The sequence below is a fragment of the Streptomyces sp. M92 genome (assembly GCF_028473745.1).
In the GTDB taxonomy this organism is placed as follows: Bacteria; Actinomycetota; Actinomycetes; order Streptomycetales; family Streptomycetaceae; genus Streptomyces.
Genome location: NZ_CP101137.1, coordinates 843,400 through 863,982, shown reverse-complemented (window position 1 = coordinate 863,982; position 20,583 = coordinate 843,400). Strand labels below are relative to the sequence as shown.

Here is a 20,583-nt window from a genome sequence, read left to right as displayed (position 1 = left end):
GGCGTCTTCGCCGGTATGGGCCTCGAGGAGCGGCCGCCCGGCCGGCCGCAGGAGCCGCCGCGGCGCACGGACCCGGAAGGGTACGTCGCCGCGGCGGTCCGCGTTCCGGTGCGGGTCGTCGCCCTGGTGCTGGTCGTGCCGGTACGGATGGTGTGGGACGCGCTGGCCGTCGCCGGGCGGTTCCTCCTGGACACGGTGGGGCGTCCGCTCGGGCGGGCGCTGGCGTGGCTCGGCCGTGCCGTGTTCGTGTGGCCGCTGGTCGGGCTGTGGCGGTACGCCGTCGTGCCGCTGGCCAAGGGCGTCGGCTGGCTCGGGAACGTGCTGCTCGTCGTGCCGGCGGTGTGGGTGTACCGGTGGGTGCTGACGCCGGTCTGGCTGGCGCTCGGCTGGTCCCTCGCCGGGGTGGGCGCGGTGCTCGCGGCCGTCGGGTGCGGGACGTACGCCGGGCTGGCCCGGCTCGCGCGGCACCTCGTCGTCGTACCTGCCACGTGGCTCCACGCCTGGGTGCTGACGCCGGTCGGGCACGGGCTGGCCCGGTGCGGGCGCGGACTGCTCTGGTGCGGCAGGTCGGGGGCCTGGTGTCTGGGCAAGGCCGTCACGGGCGTCGGCCTGGTGTTGTACTGGACCGTCCGGGTGCTGCTGGTGCTGCCCGCCCTCGCCGTGTGGCGGTGGGTGCTGGCGCCGGTCGGCCGGGTGCTCGCCGTTGTCGGGCGGGAGGTCCTGGACGCGCTCGGGCACGCCTGGCGCGTCGCCGGGTACGTCTCGCGCGCCGTCGGACGGGCGCTGGGCGCCCTGTTCCGGTGGACCGTCGCGGAGCCGGCGCGGTGGGTGTACCGGAGCGTGCTGACGCCGGTGGGGCACGCCGTGCGGGACACCGTCCTGCGGCCCCTCGCCGACGCCGCGCGCGGTGCCCGGCGGGCCGGCCGGCAGGCGCTCCGCTCCGCCCGGCTGTCGGTCCGGCAGGCCCGCGCCGATCTGCGGCGGACGCTGTGCGGAGAGCCTGAGCGGGCACTGTCGGCGGACCGGCGGGAACCATCCGGCTCCGAGGCACGTACTCTTGGTAGGAGTACGACCGCTCTCACGAAGGACTGAACGACACTGGGCAAGCGACAGCCCGAAGGCCCGCCGCCCGTACCCGCGGTGCAGCGCATCCGTCTGCGTTACACCAAGCGCGGCCGCCTCCGGTTCACCAGCCACCGTGACTTCCAGCGCGCCTTCGAGCGTGCGCTGCGCCGCGCCGAGGTGCCCATGGCGTACTCGGCGGGGTTCACCCCGCACCCGAAGGTGTCGTATGCCAATGCCGCACCCACCGGCACGGGCAGTGAGGCGGAGTACCTGGAGATCGCGCTCACCGAGGCGCGGGACCCGCAGCGGCTCAGGGAACTTCTCGACGAGTCGCTGCCCGCCGGGCTCGACATCGTCGACGCCGTCGAGTCCCGGACCTCCGGGCTCGCCGACCGGCTGACGGCCTCCGTGTGGGAGCTGCGGCTGGCCGGTGTGGAGTCCGCGGACGCCGAGCGCGCCGTGGCGGCGTTCAACTCGGCCCCGGCGGTGGAGGTCCAGCGCCGGACCAAGAACGGCGTCCGCACCTTCGACGCCCGCTCCGCCGTCGCGCACCTCGAGAGCGTCACCACGCACGGTGCGCAGGCTGATAGGCCGACCGACCAGCCCTGTGCGATACTGCGGCTGGTTGTTCGGCACGTGACGCCTGCCGTACGACCCGACGACGTCCTGTCCGGTCTTCGCGCCGTGGCCGACCTGGCGCCGCCGGTCCCCGCAGCGGTGACCAGGCTGGCGCAGGGGCTGTTCGATGAAGAGACCGGTGCGGTGACCGACCCGCTCGCGCCCGACCGCGAGGCAGAAGCGCCCGAGCCGCAACCGGCCGCCGCTTCCGCCGCCGCGAAGGCGTCGGCGTAAGGAAGGTCCCGCTCAGGGACGGACGTCGTAGCGCCGCCCTCGAACTCGGGAGCCACCTGGGTCGGGCAGCGCACCGACCACAAGACTTTCGCCAGGCCGTGCACGACAAGGGGTACGGAACCGGCGAGACAAGACACGAGAGCTTCCGAGCGGCGCCCGCGCCCCGGACGGCGGCGACCGCGCACCAGCGCGAGCCGCGGACGTCACCGGCGGTCGACCTGTCGACGCCGGACCAGGCGCGGCGCCCGGGAGCCTGACGGGAGAAACCCCCGCATGCTCGAACCGACCGAACCCACCGGGTCCGCGACCAGCTCGACGGACACCGAGTCGAACACCCCCAGCGACACGCTGCCGCCGCGCCGTCGACGCAGGGCCGCGTCCCGCCCGGCCGGCCCTCCGTCCGGCGCCTCCGCGTCGTCGGCGGAGACCGTCGCGCCGGCGGATGCGACGCCCGCGACCGACGAGGCCGACGAGGCCGCCGGTGTGGCCGAGGCGGCTGCTGAGCCCGCGCCCGCGGGTCGTCCGCGGCGCCGTGCCGGCGCCGCGCCTCCTCGCCCGCCGGGACTCCGGCGTCGGCGGAGGCGGCCGAGACCGTCGTTCCGGCGTCCCCCGCCGCGGAGGCCCCCGCGCAGCCGGAGCCGGCCGCCGTGCCCGAGGAGGCCACAGCCGAGGAGGCCGCGCCGCGCCGTAGTCGCCGTCGGGCCACGCGTACGGTGACGGCGCCGGCAGAGCAGCCCGCCGAGACCGTGGCCGACGCCCCTGCGCAGCCGGAGCCGGCCGCCGTGCCCGAAGAGGCCACAGCCGAGGAGGCCGCGCCGCGCCGTAGTCGCCGTCGGGCCACGCGTACGGTGACGGCGCCGGCAGAGCAGCCCGCCGAGACCGTGGCCGACGCCCCTGCGCAGCCGGAGCCGGCCGCCGCGCCCGAAGAGGCCACAGCCGAGGAGGCCGCGCCGCGCCGTAGTCGCCGTCGGGCCACGCGTACGGTGACGGCGCCGGCAGAGCAGCCCGCCGAGACCGTGGCCGACGCCCCTGCGCAGCCGGAGCCGGCCGCCGCGCCGCCCGGAAGCCGCCGGAGACACCGCCGAGGACGCCGCTCCGCGTCGTACCCGGCGTCGTGCCACGCGGCGCGTGTCCGCCCCGACCGAGCCGGCCGCCGAGGCAGGCGCCGACGTGAGCGAGCCCGCGCCCGCCGCCGAGGCCGCCCCGGCACCCGAGCCCTCCGCCGAGCCCGCGGAGGACGCCGCTCCGCGCCGTGCGCGCCGCCGGTCCGCCCGCAAGGCCGCCACCGGTTTCGCCGCGCCCGCCCAGGGCGCCGCCGCGGCTGCCGAGGAGGCGGACGCCCCCAAGCGGCCGTCGCGTCCGGCCGTGGCCGTCTTCCAGGCCCCCGTCTTCGCCGAGCCCCAGTTCCAGACGCCCGAGCGGGCCGCGGCCGAGGCCGCCGCCGAAGCGGCCGGTGCCGCACCGGCGCAGGACGCCGAGGAGACCGAGGAGCTCGCGGAGGAGCAGTCCGCCGGGTCGCGCCGCCGTCGCCGCCGCCGGGGCGCCGCCGAGGAGAGCACCGAAGAGCGGGCCACCGCCACCGCCCCCGCCGCCGCGCAGGACGAGCCGGAGGACCGGGCCGACACCGACGCCGACGCCGACGCCGATGAGTCGGGCGAGGACCACGACGACGCCGAGGGCTCCGAGGAGTCCGGCTCGCGCCGCCGCAGGCGCCGGGGCGGCCGTCGCCGCCGTCGCGGCGATGCCGCCGAGGGCGAGAACGGCGAGGGCGCCGAGGACACCGAGCACGTCGCCGCCGAGCAGGCCGCCCGGGCCGATCAGGACGCTGCGGACACCGCCGAGCAGGCGGAGGAGGACGCCGAGGAGAACGGCGAGCCCGCCGGCGAGAGCGGCGGCTCCAGCAGCAGCCGTCGCCGTCGTCGCCGTCGCCGCCGGGCCGGGGACGGCTCCGGGGAGGGCGAGTCCTCCTCCGACGACCCCGAGCGCACCGTCGTCAAGGTCCGCGAGCCCCGCCCGAAGCCCGAGCCGTCCGACGAGGTGCAGTCCATCAAGGGCTCCACGCGTCTGGAGGCCAAGAAGCAGCGCCGCCGCGAGGGCCGCGAGCAGGGCCGCCGCCGTGTGCCGATCATCACCGAGGCCGAGTTCCTGGCCCGCCGCGAGGCCGTCGAGCGCGTCATGGTCGTCCGCCAGCACGGCGAGCGCACCCAGATCGGCGTCCTGGAGGACGGGGTGCTCGTCGAGCACTACGTCAACAAGGAGCAGGCCACCTCGTACGTCGGCAACGTGTACCTCGGCAAGGTGCAGAACGTGCTGCCGTCGATGGAGGCCGCCTTCATCGACATCGGCAAGGGCCGCAACGCCGTCCTGTACGCCGGCGAGGTCAATTTCGAGGCGCTGGGCATGGCGAACGGCCCGCGGCGCATCGAGTCCGCCCTCAAGTCCGGCCAGTCGGTCCTCGTGCAGGTCACCAAGGACCCGATCGGCCACAAGGGCGCCCGCCTGACCAGCCAGGTCTCGCTGCCCGGCCGCTACCTGGTCTACGTGCCCGAGGGCTCGATGACCGGCATCAGCCGCAAGCTGCCCGACACCGAGCGCTCCCGCCTCAAGACCATCCTCAAGAAGATCGTCCCCGAGGACGCGGGCGTCATCGTGCGCACCGCCGCCGAGGGCGCCAGCGAGGAGGAGCTGCGCCGTGACGTCGAGCGGCTCCAGGCGCAGTGGGAGGAGATCCAGAAGAAGGCCAAGGGCGGCAGCTCCAGCGCCCCCACGCTGCTGTACGGCGAGCCGGACATGACCGTCCGGGTCGTGCGGGACATCTTCAACGAGGACTTCTCCAAGGTCGTCGTCAGCGGTGACGACGCCTGGCAGACCATCCACGGCTACGTGTCGCACGTGGCGCCGGACCTCGCCGAGCGGCTGTCCAAGTGGACCAGCGAGGTCGACGTCTTCGCCACGTACCGGATCGACGAGCAGCTCGCCAAGGCGCTGGACCGCAAGGTCTGGCTGCCCAGCGGCGGTTCGCTGGTGATCGACCGGACCGAGGCGATGGTCGTCATCGACGTCAACACCGGCAAGTTCACCGGCCAGGGCGGCAACCTCGAGGAGACGGTCACCAGGAACAACCTGGAGGCGGCCGAGGAGATCGTGCGCCAGCTCAGGCTGCGCGACCTCGGCGGCATCATCGTCATCGACTTCATCGACATGGTGCTGGAGTCCAACCGGGACCTGGTGCTGCGGCGCCTGCTGGAGTGCCTGGGCCGGGACCGTACGAAGCACCAGGTCGCCGAGGTGACCTCGCTGGGCCTGGTCCAGATGACCCGCAAGCGGGTCGGCCAGGGTCTGCTGGAGTCGTTCTCCGAGACCTGCGTCCACTGCAACGGCCGCGGTGTCATCGTCCACCTCGACCAGCCGACGGCGGCCGCGGGCGGCGGCGGTGGCAAGCGTCGCAAGCGGGCGCGGGCCGGCGCCGAGCAGCCGCACGAGCACGAGGCGGTCGCCGGGGTCGAGACCGGCCCGACGGCGGAGCAGGAGGCGGACACCGAGTCCGAGGCCGAGGTCGCCGCCGAGGTGGCCGAGCCGGTCGCCCTCCCGGCGCCCGAGTTCACCCCGGACGAGGAGCTGTACAGCAGCGCCGCCGAGGCCGAGGCCGCCGCCACGCGCGGTCGCGGTCGGCGCCGCACGAGCCGTAGGGCGTCGGCCCCGGCGGGTGCCCCGAAGGCCGCCAAGGGCGAGAGCCCGGCCGCCGACCGGGTGCCCACCGCGCAGGACGTCACGGCCGCCGAGGAGGCCGAGCGTCCCGTCGTGCGGGAGCCCGCCGCCGAGGTGCTGGCCGAGCCCGCCGCCGTCGAGGACGCGGTCGCCGGTGCCCCGGCCCCCGAGGTGCGGGCTCCCGAGGCCCCGGCCGCCGAGGAGGCCGCGCCCAAGGGCCGCACTCGCCGCCGGGCCACCCGGAAGGTGTCCGCACCGGCCGGTTCGCCCGCGGGTGCCGAGGCCGCCGTCGTGACGGTGGCCGAGACGGCCCCGGTGGCCGAGGCCGAGCAGCCGCAGGCGGCCGCCGAGACGGCACCCGAGGCCCCGGCGGCCGCGGAGCCCGCCGAGAGCGCCGCGCCGGCCCGTCCGCGCCGGCGTGCCGTGCGCAAGGCCACCGCGCCCACCACGTCCGAGGAGACGGCCGTCGTGGTCGTCCCGTCGGCCCCGGCGGACGAGGAGGGCGCCGAGGCGGCCCCGGCCAAGAAGGCGGCGGCCCGCAAGACGGCCAAGAAGGCGACGGCGAAGAAGGCCGCCACGAAGAAGACGGCGACCAAGAAGACGACGACCGCGAAGAAGGCCACCGCCAAGAAGGCGGCCAAGACGACGACCGCGAAGAAGGCCACGGCGAAGACCACGGCCAAGAAGACGGCGTCGAAGAAGACCGCGGCGGCCGCTCAGCAGAGCCCGTCCTCGGTCACGGCCGCCACCGACGAGGGCTGATCCGGCACCGTCTGATCCGGCACCTGTCGCAAAACGTGTGGTCCTGCCCGTTCGGAATCCGATCGGGCAGGACCACACGTTTCCCCGGACATGCCCGTGCGCATATCACCGGACAAGTCACCGATCCCCGTGAGGAGAGAAGATCACGTGCCGGTACTGACGAGGCTCATTCCCTCGCCGCTCGCCGTGGACATCCGCCCGGGCGCACTCGACGACCTGGCCAGTGTCCTCGAGGACGAACGGATCTCCCGCTCCGGCCGGCTCGCCGTGGCGATCAGTGACGGTTCCGGGGCGCGGCTGCGCCGGCGGCTGGAGCCGTCCCTGCCCGGCGCGGACTGGTTCGAGGTCGGCGGCGGCACCATCGACGACGCCGTGCGGCTGGCCGACGATATGAAGTCGGGCCGCTACGACGCGGTCGTCGGCCTCGGCGGCGGCAAGGTCATCGACTGCGCCAAGTTCGCGGCGGCCCGGGTGGGCCTGCCCATGGTCGCCGTGGCCACCAACCTCTCTCACGACGGCATCTGCTCGCCGGTGTCGATACTCGACAACGACGCGGGCCGCGGTTCGTACGGCGTGCCGACGCCCATCGCGCTCGTCGTCGACCTCGCGGTGATCCGAGAGGCGCCGATCCGCTTCGTGCGCTCCGGGATCGGTGACGCGGTCTCCAACATCTCCGCGGTCGCCGACTGGGAGCTGGCGCACGGGGTCCACGGCGAGAAGGTCGACGGTCTCGCCGCCGCCCTGGCCCGGCAGGCCGGCGAGGCGGTGCTGCGCCATCCCGGCGGCTGCGGCGACGACGGTTTCCTGACGGTGCTGACCGAGGGCCTGGTGCTGTCCGGCATCGCCATGACGATCGCCGGGCACACCCGCCCCTCGTCCGGTGCCTGTCACGAGATCAGCCACGCGCTCGACCTGCTGTACCCGAGGCGGGCGGCCTCCCACGGCGAGCAGGTGGGCATCGGCGCGGCCTTCGCGACGTTCCTGCGGGGCGACCGCGAGGGGTCGCTGCTGATGGCGCGGACGCTGCGCCGGCACGGGCTGCCGGTGGTGGCCGAGGAGATCGGGTTCGGCGACGACGAGTTCGTACGGGCCGTGGAGTTCGCGCCGCAGACCCGGCCGGGCCGGTACACGGTCCTGGAGCACCTGGACATGTCGCCGGAGCGGACCAAGGAGGCGTACGCCGAGTACGCCGAGTACGTCGCGTCGGTGGCGGGCTGAGGCGCCGCCGGGTGCCCGGGGCCCGGTTTGACCCCTGTGGTGCGGCCCCGTAACCTTGACCGTCGGCGTGTCGACTGACGCGTCACATCCCCGTAAACCTCATTCCCTCCGGGTGCGGGCCCTCGCGGGCCGGGATGCGGAGAGGCCGTCCGCGCATGCCGCCGGGCGGCTGGACTGCGGGGGTGCCGTTCCCGAGCGAGAGAGTGAGATCCGCGTGTACGCCATCGTGCGCAGCGGTGGTCGCCAGCACAAGGTTGCTGTCGGCGACATCGTTGAGGTTGACAAGATTTCCACCGCCAAGGTCGGCGACACGGTCGAGCTCTCGACCCTGCTCGTGGTCGACGGCGACGCTGTGACCAGCGACCCGTGGGTGCTGGCCGGCATCAAGGTCCAGGCCGAGGTCGTGGACCACCACAAGGGCCAGAAGATCGACATTCTGCGCTACAAGAACAAGACCGGCTACCGCCGTCGTCAGGGCCACCGCCAGCAGTACACGGCGATCAAGGTCACTGAGATCCCCGCGGCTGCGAAGTAAGGGACTGAGGAGAGATGGCACACAAGAAGGGCGCATCGTCCACCCGTAACGGTCGTGACTCCAACGCTCAGCGCCTCGGCGTGAAGCGCTTCGGTGGTCAGGCCGTCAGCGCGGGCGAGATCCTGGTCCGCCAGCGCGGCACCCACTTCCACCCGGGCGCGGGCGTCGGCCGCGGCGGCGACGACACGCTGTTCGCCCTGCAGGCCGGTGCGGTGCAGTTCGGCACCCACCGTGGCCGCAAGGTCGTGAACATCGTCCCGGTCGCCTGACCGGACACTTTCGCGAGGCGGGCCTCACTTCCCCGAGGGGAAGCGGGTCCGCCTTTCGCGTGTTACCCAAGAGACATTCCCCGCAGTAGGCAGTAACTGGAGGCACATCCCATGACCACCTTCGTGGACCGCGTCGAACTGCACGTCGCCGCGGGTAACGGAGGCCACGGCTGTGCCTCCGTCCACCGTGAGAAGTTCAAGCCGCTCGGCGGCCCGGACGGCGGCAACGGCGGCCGCGGCGGCGACGTGATCCTCACCGTCGACCAGTCGGTGACCACGCTCCTCGAATACCACCACTCCCCGCACCGCAAGGCCACCAACGGCAAGCCCGGCGAGGGCGGCAACCGCTCCGGCAAGGACGGCCAGGACCTCGTCCTCGCCGTCCCCGACGGCACCGTGGTCCTCGACAAGGCGGGCAACGTGCTCGCCGACCTGGTCGGCCACGGCACCTCCTACGTCGCCGCACAGGGCGGCCGGGGCGGCCTCGGCAACGCGGCCCTGGCGTCGGCGCGCCGCAAGGCCCCGGGCTTCGCGCTGCTCGGCGAGCCGGGGGACCTCGGGGACGTCGTCCTGGAGCTGAAGACCGTCGCCGACGTGGCCCTGGTCGGCTACCCGAGCGCGGGCAAGTCCTCGCTGATCTCCGTGATGAGCGCGGCGAAGCCGAAGATCGCCGACTACCCCTTCACGACGCTCGTCCCGAACCTCGGCGTGGTGACGGCCGGTGAGACCGTCTACACCATCGCCGACGTCCCCGGTCTCATCCCCGGCGCGAGCCAGGGCAAGGGCCTCGGCCTGGAGTTCCTGCGGCACGTGGAGCGGTGCAGCGTGCTGGTGCACGTCCTGGACACGGCGACGCTGGAGTCCGACCGCGACCCGGTCTCCGACCTGGACATCATCGAGGCGGAGCTGCGCGAGTACGGCGGCCTGGACAACCGGCCGCGCGTCGTCGTCCTCAACAAGATCGACGTGCCCGACGGCAAGGACCTCGCCGAGATGGTCCGCCCGGACCTGGAGGAGCGCGGCTACCGCGTCTTCGAGGTGTCGGCGGTGGCCCACACGGGCCTGAGGGAGCTGTCGTTCGCGCTGGCGGACCTGGTGGCCAAGTCGCGTGCCGCCCGGCCGAAGGAGGAGGCGACGCGGATCGTCATCCGGCCCAAGGCCGTGGACGACGCGGGCTTCACCGTCACCCGCGAGGAGGACGGCCTGTTCCGGGTGCGCGGCGAGAAGCCCGAACGCTGGGTGCGTCAGACCGACTTCAACAACGACGAGGCCGTCGGCTACCTCGCCGACCGGCTCAACCGCCTCGGAGTCGAGGACGAGCTGATGAAGGCCGGCGCCCGGGGCGGCGACGGCGTGGCCATCGGCCCCGAGGACAACGCGGTCGTCTTCGACTGGGAGCCGTCCGTGTCGGCCGGCGCCGAGATGCTCGGCCGCCGCGGTGAGGACCACCGCCTCGAGGAGTCCCGCCCCGCCGCCCAGCGGCGCCGGGACCGGGACGCCGAACGGGACGAGGCGCAGCGGGAGTTCGACGGCTTCGAGCCGTTCTAGGCTGTTGCCGGGAGACGACGGTACCCGGTGTTCACCCGGGGGCATGCCGCAGGACATCGATCATGCAACCTTGGGACGTTTTCGGGAGTCCTACCTCACGTACTCAGCCGCACATCTTCACAAGTGTCCATCTGGAAGCAGCCGTACCCGGTTTCCCCACGGTCGGAAGCCGGGTACGCGAAGCGCTGTTGCCCCGGTGGCGGGTGGGTACACGCCACCGCCACCGAATCGTCGAGGAAAGCCATGCAGCCCCGAGTCAGTGTGATCGTCCCCGCCTACAACGCCATGCCCGAGCTGACCGACTGCATCACCTCGGCGATGGAACAGACCATCGGTCTGGACCAGCTTGAGATCATCGCGGTGAACGACGGGTCGACCGACGGCACCGGGAAGGAACTCGACCGGCTCGCCGCGACCTGCACGGCGCTCCGCGTCATCCACCAGGAGAACTCGGGCAACGCCGCCGTCCCGCGCAACGTCGCGCTGGACGTGGCCCGCGGTGAGTACGTCTTCTTCCTCGACTCCGACGACTACCTGGGTCCCGACGCACTGCGCCGCATGGTGGCCATGGCCGACGAGAACGACACCGACATCGTGCTGGGCAAGATGGTGTCGGTGGGCGGCAGGGCCGTGCCCACCGCTGTCTTCAAGACGACCCAGCCCCGTACGGACATCTTCTCCTCCGCCGCCTACCGGACCCTCGGCTGCTGGAAGCTCTTCCGCCGCTCGCTTCTCGAACGGCTGAACCTGCGATTCCCCTCGTTCCGCAATACCGAGGACAAGCCCTTCACCGCGGCCGCCTACCTCAACGCGAACGGTGTGTCCGTCGTCGCGGACTACGACTGCTACTACCACCGCGACCGCGCGAACGGGAACAACCTCACCCTCACCGCGCAGAACCTGAGCCATCGGATGCAGGGCTCCCGGATGTGCTTCGAGACGGTGGCCCGCTATCTGGAGCCCGGGCCGCGGCGCGACCAGATCATGCGCCGGCATGTCGAGTGGGAACTGTGCGGCCCGCTGTGGTGGCTGCTGCTCCGGGAGAGTGAGCAGGACGTGCGCGAGAGCATCTACCCAGAGATCCGTGACTGGGTGGAGAACTGGGTCACGGACCCGATCATCGCAATGCTGGAGTCGCGCGACCGCGTGCTGCTGCACTTGCTGCGGGCCGACCGCTTCGACGAGCTGATGACGGTCATCCGCAACGCCAAGGAAGATGCCGGGCGCGGTCACGTCGTCGAGGGGGGCCGGGTCTACTGGCAGCATCCGCTCTTCCGCGACACGGCGGTGGGGGTGCCGGACAGCGCGTTCGACGTCACCGGTCGGCTGCCGGTGCGCCACCGCGTCGAGTCGGTGGGCTGGCAGAAGGACGGGGCGCTACGGCTGTCCGGCCATGCCTACATCGAGAACGTGGCATCTTCGGACCCGGCCACCGAGCTGGTGCTGCGCTGCTACGACGCGGACCATCCGGAGGTCCGCGTGCCCGCCCGGGTGCACGCCGTCGCCGGACTTCCGGACGACGAGCGCTACGCGAACGCGGGCTTCGTCGTTGACATCGCGCCGGCCACGGCGGCGGCCGGCGCCCCACTGGGCCGCGGGCGGTGGAATCTCTTCCTCGACATACGGGCACAGGGCGTCAGCCGTGTGGTCCGGCTGAAGAGCCTGGAGGCCGGGCGGACACCACCGCAGAGCATCGTGACGACGGGCACGGGCAAGCCCACCACCGTCACACCGTATGTGACGAAGTGGGGCAACCTTTCCCTCAATGTCGGCCGGGAAGTGCCGCGCGACGACACCCCCTGCCGGGTGACCAAGCTGGCCTGGCACAGGTCGCGCAAGGGCACGCTGACGGTGACCGGCACCCTGGCCGAGCGCGTCGACGCACTGCGCCTGCGCGTGGAGAACGCCACCGGCGACCGCCGTGAGGTGACGGCGCCGATCAGCGGGACCGACGGCGGATTCTCGGTCGAGCTCCCGCTCAGGACTCTGCGTCCGGGCCGCTGGACGGTGACTCTGTCCCTGCCCGGCGCTTCCCCGGCTGCCGCCGTTCCTTACCTGGCCGGTCTGGGCCGCACTCACTGGTTCCACCTCGCCCGCCCCTACACCGCCCGTCCGGTGAAGGAGGCGTCGGAGACGACGCTGGTGGTGGAGGTCCGCGCGGTGGACGTGCGGGCAGCCGTGCGGCGGAGGCTGCGGAGGGCTGCGCGGAAGGTGCGAGGGTAGCCCGCCCCGTTCAGCGCTGTCAGGCGCCGGCGTCCGTCAGCTCCTGGTCGGCATACCCGCGAAGCCAGGTCCGGAAGTCCGGGCCCAGGTCTTCACGTTCGCATGCGAGTCGGACGATGGCACGCAGATAGTCGCCGCGGTCGCCGGTGTCATAGCGGCGGCCCTTGAAGACGACGCCGTGGACCGGACCGCCGACCTTCTCGTCCTCGGCGAGCTGCTGGAGGGCGTCGGTCAGCTGGATCTCGCCGCCGCGGCCGGGCTCGGTCTTGCGGAGTATGTCGAAGACGTGCGGGTCGAGGACGTAGCGGCCGATGATGGCGTAGTTGGAGGGGGCGTCGGCCGGGTCGGGCTTCTCGACCAGTCCGCTCACCTTGACCACGTCGTCGTCCCCGGTGGCCTCGACGGCCGCGCAGCCGTAGAGGTGGATCTGCTCGGGGGCGACCTCCATGAGGGCGATGACGCTGCCGCCGTGCTGCTCCTGGACGTCGATCATGCGCTGGAGCAGGGGATCGCGCGGGTCGATCAGGTCGTCGCCGAGCAGGACCGCGAAGGGCTCGTCGCCGACGTGCGGCGCGGCGCACAGCACGGCGTGGCCGAGGCCCTTGGGGTCGCCCTGGCGGACGTAGTGGATCATGGCGAGGTCGCTGGATTCCTGGACCTTCGCCAGCCGGCTCGCGTCACCCTTCTTCTGGAGGGCGGACTCGAGCTCGTAGTTGCGGTCGAAGTGGTCCTCCAGGGGGCGCTTGTTGCGGCCCGTGACCATGAGGACGTCACCGAGGCCGGCGGACACGGCCTCCTCGACCACGTACTGGATCGCCGGCTTGTCGACGACCGGCAGCATCTCCTTGGGAGTGGCCTTGGTGGCCGGCAGGAACCGGGTGCCGAGTCCGGCCGCGGGAATGACAGCCTTGCGAAGCCGTGGGGCCATGGGTTGTCTGATGTCCTTCGTCGTTCGAGTCGAAAGGTGTTCGGGACCGCCGGGCCGGGTCAGGCGTCGACCAGGCCGCTCTCGTTCCGGCCCGCCCGCTGCCGCACGATGCGAGCGGTCTCCACCGCGGCGGGTGAGGGCGCCGGCGTGCGCTCCTCCAGGGGCAGCACCCTGGGGCTGGACTCCTCGCCGAGGAACATGTGGCGGACCACACGCTCTGCTGCGTGCCCGTCGTCGTACTGCACGAACCGCTCACGGAACGCGGAACGCAGCTCGGCCGCCCGGGAACTGTTCCACGCACCGGAACGGAAGACCTCGATGAGCTGATCCTCGCTGGTCGCGGTCGCCCCGGGGGTCTCGCCCGCTTGTCCCGAGAGGATGTCGAAGTACACGCCGCGGGCCCGACTGTAGACCTGCCAGTCGTCCGCGTACGTGACGATCGGCCGGTCAAGGCAGGCGTAGTCGAACATGATGGACGAGTAGTCGGTGATCAGAGCGTCGGCGGCCAGGCAGAGGTCCTCCACCACCGGGTACCGCGACACGTCCTTGATCAGGCCCCGCTCCTGCAGAGCCTCGAGACTCGGGTCGGCGCCGTAGAAGTAGTGGGTGCGTACCAGGACGACGTAGTCGGGGCCCAGTTCGCGGCAGAACCGCTCCAGGTCGATGCGGGGTACGTAGCCCTTCTGGTAATCGCGTACCGTCGGGCAGTACAGGATGGCGGTCTTGCCCTCCTCGATGCCGAGCTCCCCACGGATTCGGGACACGTCCTCCGCGGTGGCGCGGAAGTAGACGTCGTTACGCGGGTAGCCGTACTCGATCGCCTCGAACGCGCAGGGGTAGACCCGTTCCCAGATCTCCGTGGAGTGCTGGTTGGACGTCAGGCTCAGGTCCCACTTGTCGGCCCGCTCCAGCAGTTTGCCGAAGCTCATGCCCTTGGCGGCCGCGGGGAACTTCTGCTGGTCGATTCCCATCTGCTTCAGAGGCGTGCCGTGGTGGGTCTGCAGGAAGACCTGTTCCGGACGCTTGACTATTTCGTTCGGGAAATTGACGTTGTTGACGAGGTACTTGGCGCGGGCCATGACCTCCCAGTAGCGGGGAGAGTTCGCCACGACGTAGTCCACGCCCGCGGGAACGGAGTCCACCTCTGTGCGCTTCACGACCCAGACGCCGTGGACGTCGGGGGCGAGTTCCTTCGCCTTCTGGTAAATGGCCGCAGGGTTGCAGGCGATGCCACGGTTCCAGTAGGCGGCGTACACGGCGAGGTTCTCGTCGACCGGTCGGCGCAGGTGCAGTCGGTAAAGGCGGTTGTAGGCGGTCTTCCCGAGCTTGGTCTTCGCCTTGGAGGCTCGCTGTACGACCTGGCGGTGGGTGCTGGAAGCGAACGTCATCGCCGCGTACGCGGCGTAGGATCCGCGGTCCAGTATCTGGAAACGCGTTCCCTGCCTGCCCTCGGGGACGACGAAGTCCCGCGGCTTGAGCCGCCGGTACTGCGCTGCCGACAGCTTGAAGAACTCTGCCCGGTCCTTGGGGACGATGCGGTCCTCGCGGGCGAGGGTGAAGAGGAAGTGGCTGGCCATGCGCTCGAAGAGCAGCGGCCGTACCGGGGCGAGGTGGGGGCGCTCGTCGAGGAACTCGAAGAGCCGCGCGTACTGCTGGAAGATACCGAAGTGCTTTCGCCCCGGGGTGCGCATGGAGTTGCCCTGGCGACGCTGGCGGTACTCGACGCAGACATGGTCGGTGGCGGCGATCCGTTCCGCGGTCAGCATGGTCTTGTAGACCATGAGAGCGTCCTCGTAGATGCCGTCGGTGAAAGTGAAATTGTGGTCGTCCACGTAGAACTGGCGGCGGTAGGCACGGTTCCATACCACTGCGAACATGCTCAGATACTCGGGGCGTTCCAGGGCGGTGAAAACGTCCGAACCAGCAGCGGCGAGAATTTCACCGGCGGCACTTGGCTGGACGCGATTGTTCCAGTAGGTGCGGACGTGGTTGAACAGCAGAATGTCCGGATTGCCGGTCTCGTCGATGCGGTCGGCCATGGCCTGCAGTGCACCCTCGGCGAGGGTGTCGTCGCTGTCCAGGAACACGATGTACTCGCCACGGGCCCTCAGCGCGCCGGCATCCCGCGCCTTGCCTATTCCCTGGTTCTCCTCCAGGTGGACGGGTATGACCCGGCTGTCCGCAGTCGCGTAGTCATCGAGAATGCGGCCGCAGGCGTCCGGCGAGAAATCGTCGATGGCGATGACCTCGAAATCGCCGAACGACTGCGAGAGGATCGAATCCAAGCATGCGCGAAGGTACCCCTGAACCTTGTAAACGGGTACGACAACGCTGATCTTCGGCGAAGTGTTTCCATTCGCGACGGACATGCTTGGGGCTCCTGGAGTGTCGATCAGACTCAACCGCGCCCCGTGACGGTGACCTGAACGGGACGCGAGAGGCACAAGGAGTGCAGGTTAACGGCTCGATCAGAGTACTGTACGCCCTGTGTTCGACGGTTCGACCGCGCGCGCTACCGCGAGGGCCTGATCCGGTGCCGTCCAGCAAAGTCGCAGACCAGAAGGTGTGGGCGGAAGGGCCGCCGAGCGTCACTCCATGAGTGAGTGTGACCTTTCGCTCGGTGGGCAACCATTTCCGTGAGTTATGGGTCGGCGCGCCCTGGGCAAGTGCGGCACCACTGGTCGAAGGGCACTCTCTGTCCGTGCCCGTCGCTCCCCAGAGCGGGCCGCCCCGACTACGTCAGACCCGCTCGTCGCCCTCGATCGTCTGGGCCGGGGTCGGGACGGGGAGGCGTTCGTCGAACGGGACCACGGGCAGCGGCGCCTGCTCGCCCAGGAAGACGCGCCGCACGACGCGCTCCGCCGCGTGCCCGTCGTCGAACGTGCAGAAACGGCGACGGAAGGCGTCCCGGTGCCGGGTGGCCTCCGGAGCGTCGTACTCGCCCGTGGTGAGCAGCCGGATCAGCTCCTCCTGCGTGGTCGCCACCGCGCCGGGCGGCTCCTGGAGGAGGTCGAAGTACGTGCCGCGGACCACGGAGTAGGTATCCCAGTCGGGGACGTAGCTGATGATCGGACGGTCCAGTACGGCGTAGTCGAACATCGCCGAGGAGTAGTCCGTGATCAGGGCGTCCGCCGCGAGGTACAGCTCCTCCACCGTGGGGTGCCCGGAGACGTCGACGATCCGGCCCGTGCTGCGCAGCTCGTCGGCGTGGGCCGAGTTGCCGTAGAAGTAGTGGCCGCGCAGCAGCACGGTCACGTCGGGCCCGAGCTCGTCGGCGAGCCTGGCGAGGTCCAGCGGCGGAGTGAAGTCCGGCTGGTACTCGCGGTGGGTCGGCATGTACAGGAACACCTTCGTGCGCTCGCCCAGCCCCAGCGCCGCACGCGCCTTGCGCACGGCGTCGGAGTCGGCGTTGACGAGGGCGTCGTTGCGCGGGTAGCCGGTCTCCAGCGTGGTGTAGGAGCAGGGGTAGACCCGTTCCCACACCAAGGTCGAGAAGCGGTTGGAGCTGATGCTGAAGTCCCAGCGGTCGCAACGCTTGAGAAGCTTGTGGAAGCTCATGTTGGTGGACGCCGGGTACTTCCGCTGATCCAGCCCCATGGTCTTCAGCGGAGTGCCGTGATGCGTCTGTACGTGCACCTGGCCTTCCCGCTTCACCACGTTGTCGCCGAAGTTCACGTTGTTGACCAGGTACTTGGCGCGCGCCATGACCGCCCAGTACTCGCGCGAGCCCACCCGCACGAAGTCCGTGCCCGCGGGCACCTGGTCCACCGCGTCCGGCCGGATCGCCCACACCCGGCGGATGTGCGGAGCGACACGGGCGACTTCGGCCTCGATGGCCGCGGGGTTGCAGGAGACACTGCGGTTCCAGTAGGCGGAGAACACCGCGAGGTTCTCGTCGAGCGGCAGCCTGAGCTGGGAGCGGTAGAAGGCCCCCATGGCGCGACGCTTGGACCGGTTCAGGGCGGAACGGGCCCGCTTCCTGACCTCATGACGCAGCCGCACCGCGCGCGTGGCGTACACCATGGTGTTGTACGCGCCACGTTCCAGCATGGCGTACTTGTGGCCCTGGCCACCGGCCGGCCGGGCGAAACCTCGCGGGACGCGGGCGCGGTAGTCGGCCGAGGCGCGGCCGAAGAACTCCGCCCGCGCCTTGTGCGGCAGACGGCCCGGGTGCTCCAGCACGGTCAGGTAGTGGTCGACCATCTTGCGGAACAGCGGGCCGCGCCACTGGTCCAGTTCCTCGTGCGCGTCGAGGTAGTCGAAGACGCGGCGGTACTGGTCGAACACGTCGAAGTGCTTGCGGCTGACCGTCTTGAGGATGTTGCCGCCCTCGCGGCGCTGCCGGTAGTACACGCAGACGCGGTCCAGAAGGGTGATCCGCTCGGCAGTGATCAGGGAGCAGAACGTCCAGGGGGCGTCCTCGTAGTACCCGGGCGGGAAGGTGAGCCCGGCGCGGGCGACGAAGTCGCGCCGGTACGCCTTGTTCCACACGATCTGGAGCAGATCCAGCAGCTCGGGGCGGTCACGCAGGGAAATGACGTCCGGTCCGTCGTTCGCCAGCAGGTCGGCCCGCTGGTTGCGCCTGACCTTGCCGTCCCAGTAGGTGCGGGCGTAGTCGTAGATGAGTATTTCGGGGTCGTCCGTGGCGTCGAGACGGTCGGATATCGCGGTCAGCGCTCCGGCGGACAACGTATCGTCGCTGTCCAGAAACAGTACGTAGTCGCCCTTGGCCTTTTCCAGGCCCGCGTTCCGGGCTCGCCCCAGCCCCACGTTCTCGGTGAGGTGAATCACCTCGATCCGTGCGTCGCGCGCCGCGTACTCGTCCAGGAGGACTCCGGAACCGTCCGGCGAGCAGTCGTCGACCGCGATCACCTCGAAGTCCGTGTAGTCCTGCCCGAGTACGGAATCGAGGCACTCGGGCAGATAGGCCTGCACCTTGTGCACGGGGATGATGAGGGAAAGCCTGGGCATCCTTTGCAACCTGTTCCAATGAGGGCTGGTGGTGGTTTTCGAGACACCGTAGCGGGCCAGTCTGTGCCGCGCCGCCAAATCCGATGCCCTCGATGTGGGACTACGTTTCATCTTCGGCCGGATTGCCTCTTGAGGATCCACACATGCGTTGTACTGTGCGCACACATCACGCACGGTTCACACGCGCCGCTCCGGAACGTCGGCGGGCAGGGTGCCGGGCGACTGCTGCCGGGGGCCGGGCAGCGACAGTTCCGTCGCGAGCCGCCCTGCCATCCGCGCCCGGTGCTCACCGGCCGCCGCGCACAGCGCCCGTACGGCCCCGGCGAAACGCTCCTGGGACGACGGTTCGGCGGGGCCCAGCAGGCGCCGGGCCAGCCCGGCCCGTTCCGCCGCCCGCGCGTCGCGCTCGGGGTGCCGGACCGCGTCCAGCAGCGCGGGCACCCCGGCCGCGTCCGGCGCCAGCACGGTCGCCGCCGCCACCGTCGGGAACGTCTTGCGGAACCCGTCCTCGGCCAGCCCGCTGGTGTTGGCCACCGCGTACGGCTTGCCGCTCGCCAGGAAGTCGCTGATGACGCTCGACACATCGCTGATCAGCAGGTCGGCCCGGTTGAAGCAGGCGTACAGCGGCGGCCGGGCGTCGGTGACGACCTGGTGCTCCCACTCGGGCAGCGAGGCCCAGTACGCCTCCTCCCAGGCGGCCGCCGCCCGCGCCACCGCGGCGGCCCGTCCCGGCTCCGGCGCCGGCTGCCGCAGCATCCGCTCCGCCTGGTCCGCGGCGGAGCGGAAACCGGATGTCGTCAGCCGGTCCAGCTCCGCCGTCAGCCGGCCCAGCCCGGCCGCCGCCGACGCGTCCGGCCGGGGCCCGCCCCGCTCCCGGTTCGCGGACCGCACCAGCTCCCGGATGCGCAGGTCGGCAGCGCGCGCCCGCGGGTCCACCGACCCCGTCAGCGGATGCGGCTTGTACAGCAGCCGTACCCTCGGGTCCGCGAGCAGCGCCCGCACCAGGTTCTCGCCGGCCTCCACCACCGACGTGTTGCCCGGGTTGCCGTCCCAGCCCTCCCAGGTCGGCGCGTAGAGCACCGTCGTGAACGCCCCCTGCGCGGGCGGTCCCGCGTACGGCCGTACGGCGTCCAGCTGCGGGCGGCCGATCTCCACCACGTCCTTGTCCTCGACGCCGACCTCCGCCAGCGCGTACCGCTCGCGCGCCGCCGGACCGGCCACCCACACCTCGTCGTACGCCTTCGCGTACGGGTTGCAGGAGGACAGCTTGTCGCTCTCCCCGTGGTTGACGAACGCGTGCTTGATCGTGGGGATGCGCAGGACCTGCGAGGTCTTGCCCGAGTTGGAGGGGTGCAGGAGCACCTGGAGCGTGGAGTGTTCCAGGCGCATCAGCGTGGACACCTTCGGCAGGCACACCACGGGGATGTCGGTCGCCGCGATCCGCTGCACCATGTGCCGCTCCCGCAGCAGGATCACCGGGCGCTGATCCAGCCGCGCCAGCGGCTCCAGCCACATGTTGGCCTGGTACGCCGAGGACGCCCCGCCCGAGAAGTACAGGCCGACGGTCGGCCGGTACTGAGCCAGCCAGGCGTCGAACCAGTCCAGGACCTCCTGCTCGCCCGCGGGCCGGCGCCCCGGCAGCAGCCGCAGCAGCAGCACGCCCAGGCCGGTCAGCGCCATGGTCAGCGACAGGGCGAGGCCGGCCGCCCCGTACACCGGGGCGTCGGCGGCGGCCGTGGCCAGCAGCCCGGCCGTCGCGGGCAGCCCGAGGACCGCCAGCCGGTGGCCGGGGCGGCGCAGCAGCGCGGGTGGGGCGGGGGACAGGCGCAGCGCGGAGGTGTCCACGTTCCGGGTGACCACGGGCAGCGTGCGGGTGCGCCGGACCAGCACGGAGGCGGCCTGGATCGCCCAGTGCAGCCCGTAGAAGGCGAGCAGGGCGGCGACCAGCGGGGCGTACGCGGGCTCCCGGTGCTGCTCGCCCAGGCGCAGCAGGCCGACCACGAGCAGCAGGTCCCGCAGCACGTGCCGCACCGTGACGTCGGCGTGCGACTTGGCGAACAGCGACACCATGCCCCGCTGCCACCGGTACAGCACCCCTTCGGCGGCGAGCGAACCGGCGGTCGCGGCGAGCAGCAGGGGCACGTGCGGCAGCAGCGCGCCGACGGCCTGCGCGACCGACGCGGTGGCCAGCACGGCGAGGACGAGCAGCTTCACGGCGGTCCGGCGGCGCGGCAGGGCGAGGCCGGGGACACGGGGGCGCGGGCGGCGGCCCGGGCGGGGGACACGGCGGGGAAGTCTGCGGCGGGGCAGGGATAGGGGCACTGCGGTCGCTCCAGGCTTGCTCGTCGCGCATCGGACATCCGGGTTAACGCACGGCGGCCACCCGACGACACGCACGTGTTGGCCCGGGCGCCGGTGCGGGTGGCCTCCGGCGGTCGGTACGGGTGGGCGCGTGCGGTCGACGCGGTCGCCCGCGGGGCTCGGCGCGGGAGCCGGGCCGGCCG

At 71.7% G+C, this 20,583-nt stretch carries 11 protein-coding genes and 1 pseudogene; 8 read left to right on the top strand and 4 right to left on the bottom strand.

Features of this window, described 5'->3' with window-relative positions; all coding sequences use genetic code 11:
- Nucleotides 1–15: 15 nt before the first annotated feature.
- From M6G08_RS03900 to M6G08_RS03865, 8 genes and pseudogenes are all read left to right on the top strand, one after another.
- Complete coding sequence (locus M6G08_RS03900) at nucleotides 16–1,092, top strand: phosphatidylglycerol lysyltransferase domain-containing protein (protein WP_272585788.1); 1,077 nt, start codon at nucleotides 16–18, stop codon at nucleotides 1,090–1,092.
- Nucleotides 1,093–1,140: 48 nt separating this feature from the next.
- Nucleotides 1,141–1,917 (top strand): TIGR03936 family radical SAM-associated protein, encoded by a 777-nt coding sequence (locus tag M6G08_RS03895; protein WP_272585787.1) that lies wholly within the window; start codon nucleotides 1,141–1,143, stop codon nucleotides 1,915–1,917.
- A 273-nt stretch (nucleotides 1,918–2,190) separates the two neighbouring features.
- Nucleotides 2,191–6,387, top strand: a pseudogene (locus M6G08_RS03890) (Rne/Rng family ribonuclease).
- Between the two features lie 147 nt (nucleotides 6,388–6,534).
- Nucleotides 6,535–7,605, top strand: a complete 1,071-nt coding sequence (locus M6G08_RS03885) for an iron-containing alcohol dehydrogenase family protein (RefSeq protein ID WP_272585786.1) — start codon at nucleotides 6,535–6,537, stop codon at nucleotides 7,603–7,605.
- 214 nt (nucleotides 7,606–7,819) lie between these two features.
- On the top strand, nucleotides 7,820–8,140 hold the full coding sequence (gene rplU, locus M6G08_RS03880; protein ID WP_004931419.1) for a 50S ribosomal protein L21: 321 nt from the start codon (nucleotides 7,820–7,822) through the stop codon (nucleotides 8,138–8,140).
- 14 nt (nucleotides 8,141–8,154) lie between these two features.
- Nucleotides 8,155–8,409, top strand: coding sequence for a 50S ribosomal protein L27 (gene rpmA / locus M6G08_RS03875; protein ID WP_077798842.1), 255 nt, complete (start codon nucleotides 8,155–8,157; stop codon nucleotides 8,407–8,409).
- Nucleotides 8,410–8,520: 111 nt separating this feature from the next.
- Nucleotides 8,521–9,957 (top strand): GTPase ObgE, encoded by a 1,437-nt coding sequence (gene obgE, locus M6G08_RS03870; protein WP_272585785.1) that lies wholly within the window; start codon nucleotides 8,521–8,523, stop codon nucleotides 9,955–9,957.
- A gap of 243 nt (nucleotides 9,958–10,200) precedes the next feature.
- Nucleotides 10,201–12,180, top strand: coding sequence for a glycosyltransferase family 2 protein (locus M6G08_RS03865; RefSeq protein ID WP_272585784.1), 1,980 nt, complete (start codon nucleotides 10,201–10,203; stop codon nucleotides 12,178–12,180).
- A gap of 19 nt (nucleotides 12,181–12,199) precedes the next feature.
- Here the strand turns inward: M6G08_RS03865 and galU are convergent, their stop codons facing one another.
- The 4 genes from galU to M6G08_RS03845 all read right to left on the bottom strand — a co-directional run bounded on the left by galU (nucleotide 12,200) and on the right by M6G08_RS03845 (nucleotide 20,293).
- Nucleotides 12,200–13,108 carry a UTP--glucose-1-phosphate uridylyltransferase GalU gene (gene galU / locus M6G08_RS03860; protein WP_272585783.1) on the bottom strand — a complete coding sequence of 303 codons (909 nt, stop codon included), beginning with the start codon at nucleotides 13,106–13,108 and terminating at the stop codon, nucleotides 12,200–12,202.
- Between the two features lie 59 nt (nucleotides 13,109–13,167).
- On the bottom strand, nucleotides 13,168–15,477 hold the full coding sequence (locus M6G08_RS03855) for a bifunctional glycosyltransferase/CDP-glycerol:glycerophosphate glycerophosphotransferase (protein ID WP_272585782.1): 2,310 nt from the start codon (nucleotides 15,475–15,477) through the stop codon (nucleotides 13,168–13,170).
- A gap of 370 nt (nucleotides 15,478–15,847) precedes the next feature.
- Nucleotides 15,848–18,079, bottom strand: coding sequence for a bifunctional glycosyltransferase/CDP-glycerol:glycerophosphate glycerophosphotransferase (locus M6G08_RS03850; RefSeq protein WP_272585781.1), 2,232 nt, complete (start codon nucleotides 18,077–18,079; stop codon nucleotides 15,848–15,850).
- Between the two features lie 177 nt (nucleotides 18,080–18,256).
- A complete protein-coding gene (locus M6G08_RS03845) occupies nucleotides 18,257–20,293 on the bottom strand; it encodes a hypothetical protein (RefSeq protein ID WP_272585780.1) in 2,037 nt (678 codons plus the stop codon).
- Between the last annotated feature and the right edge of the window lie 290 nt (nucleotides 20,294–20,583).

Bases quoted from the DNA above. Each gene is read 5' to 3' on its own strand.
- M6G08_RS03900 (WP_272585788.1), top strand. From the start codon at position 16: ATGGGCCTCGAGGAGCGGCCGCCCGGCCGGCCGCAGGAGCCGCCGCGG.
- rpmA (WP_077798842.1), top strand. From the start codon at position 8,155: ATGGCACACAAGAAGGGCGCATCGTCCACCCGTAACGGTCGTGACTCC.
- obgE (WP_272585785.1), top strand. From the start codon at position 8,521: ATGACCACCTTCGTGGACCGCGTCGAACTGCACGTCGCCGCGGGTAAC.
- M6G08_RS03865 (WP_272585784.1), top strand. From the start codon at position 10,201: ATGCAGCCCCGAGTCAGTGTGATCGTCCCCGCCTACAACGCCATGCCC.
- galU (WP_272585783.1), bottom strand. From the start codon at position 13,108: ATGGCCCCACGGCTTCGCAAGGCTGTCATTCCCGCGGCCGGACTCGGC.
- M6G08_RS03855 (WP_272585782.1), bottom strand. From the start codon at position 15,477: ATGTCCGTCGCGAATGGAAACACTTCGCCGAAGATCAGCGTTGTCGTA.
- M6G08_RS03850 (WP_272585781.1), bottom strand. From the start codon at position 18,079: ATGCCCAGGCTTTCCCTCATCATCCCCGTGCACAAGGTGCAGGCCTAT.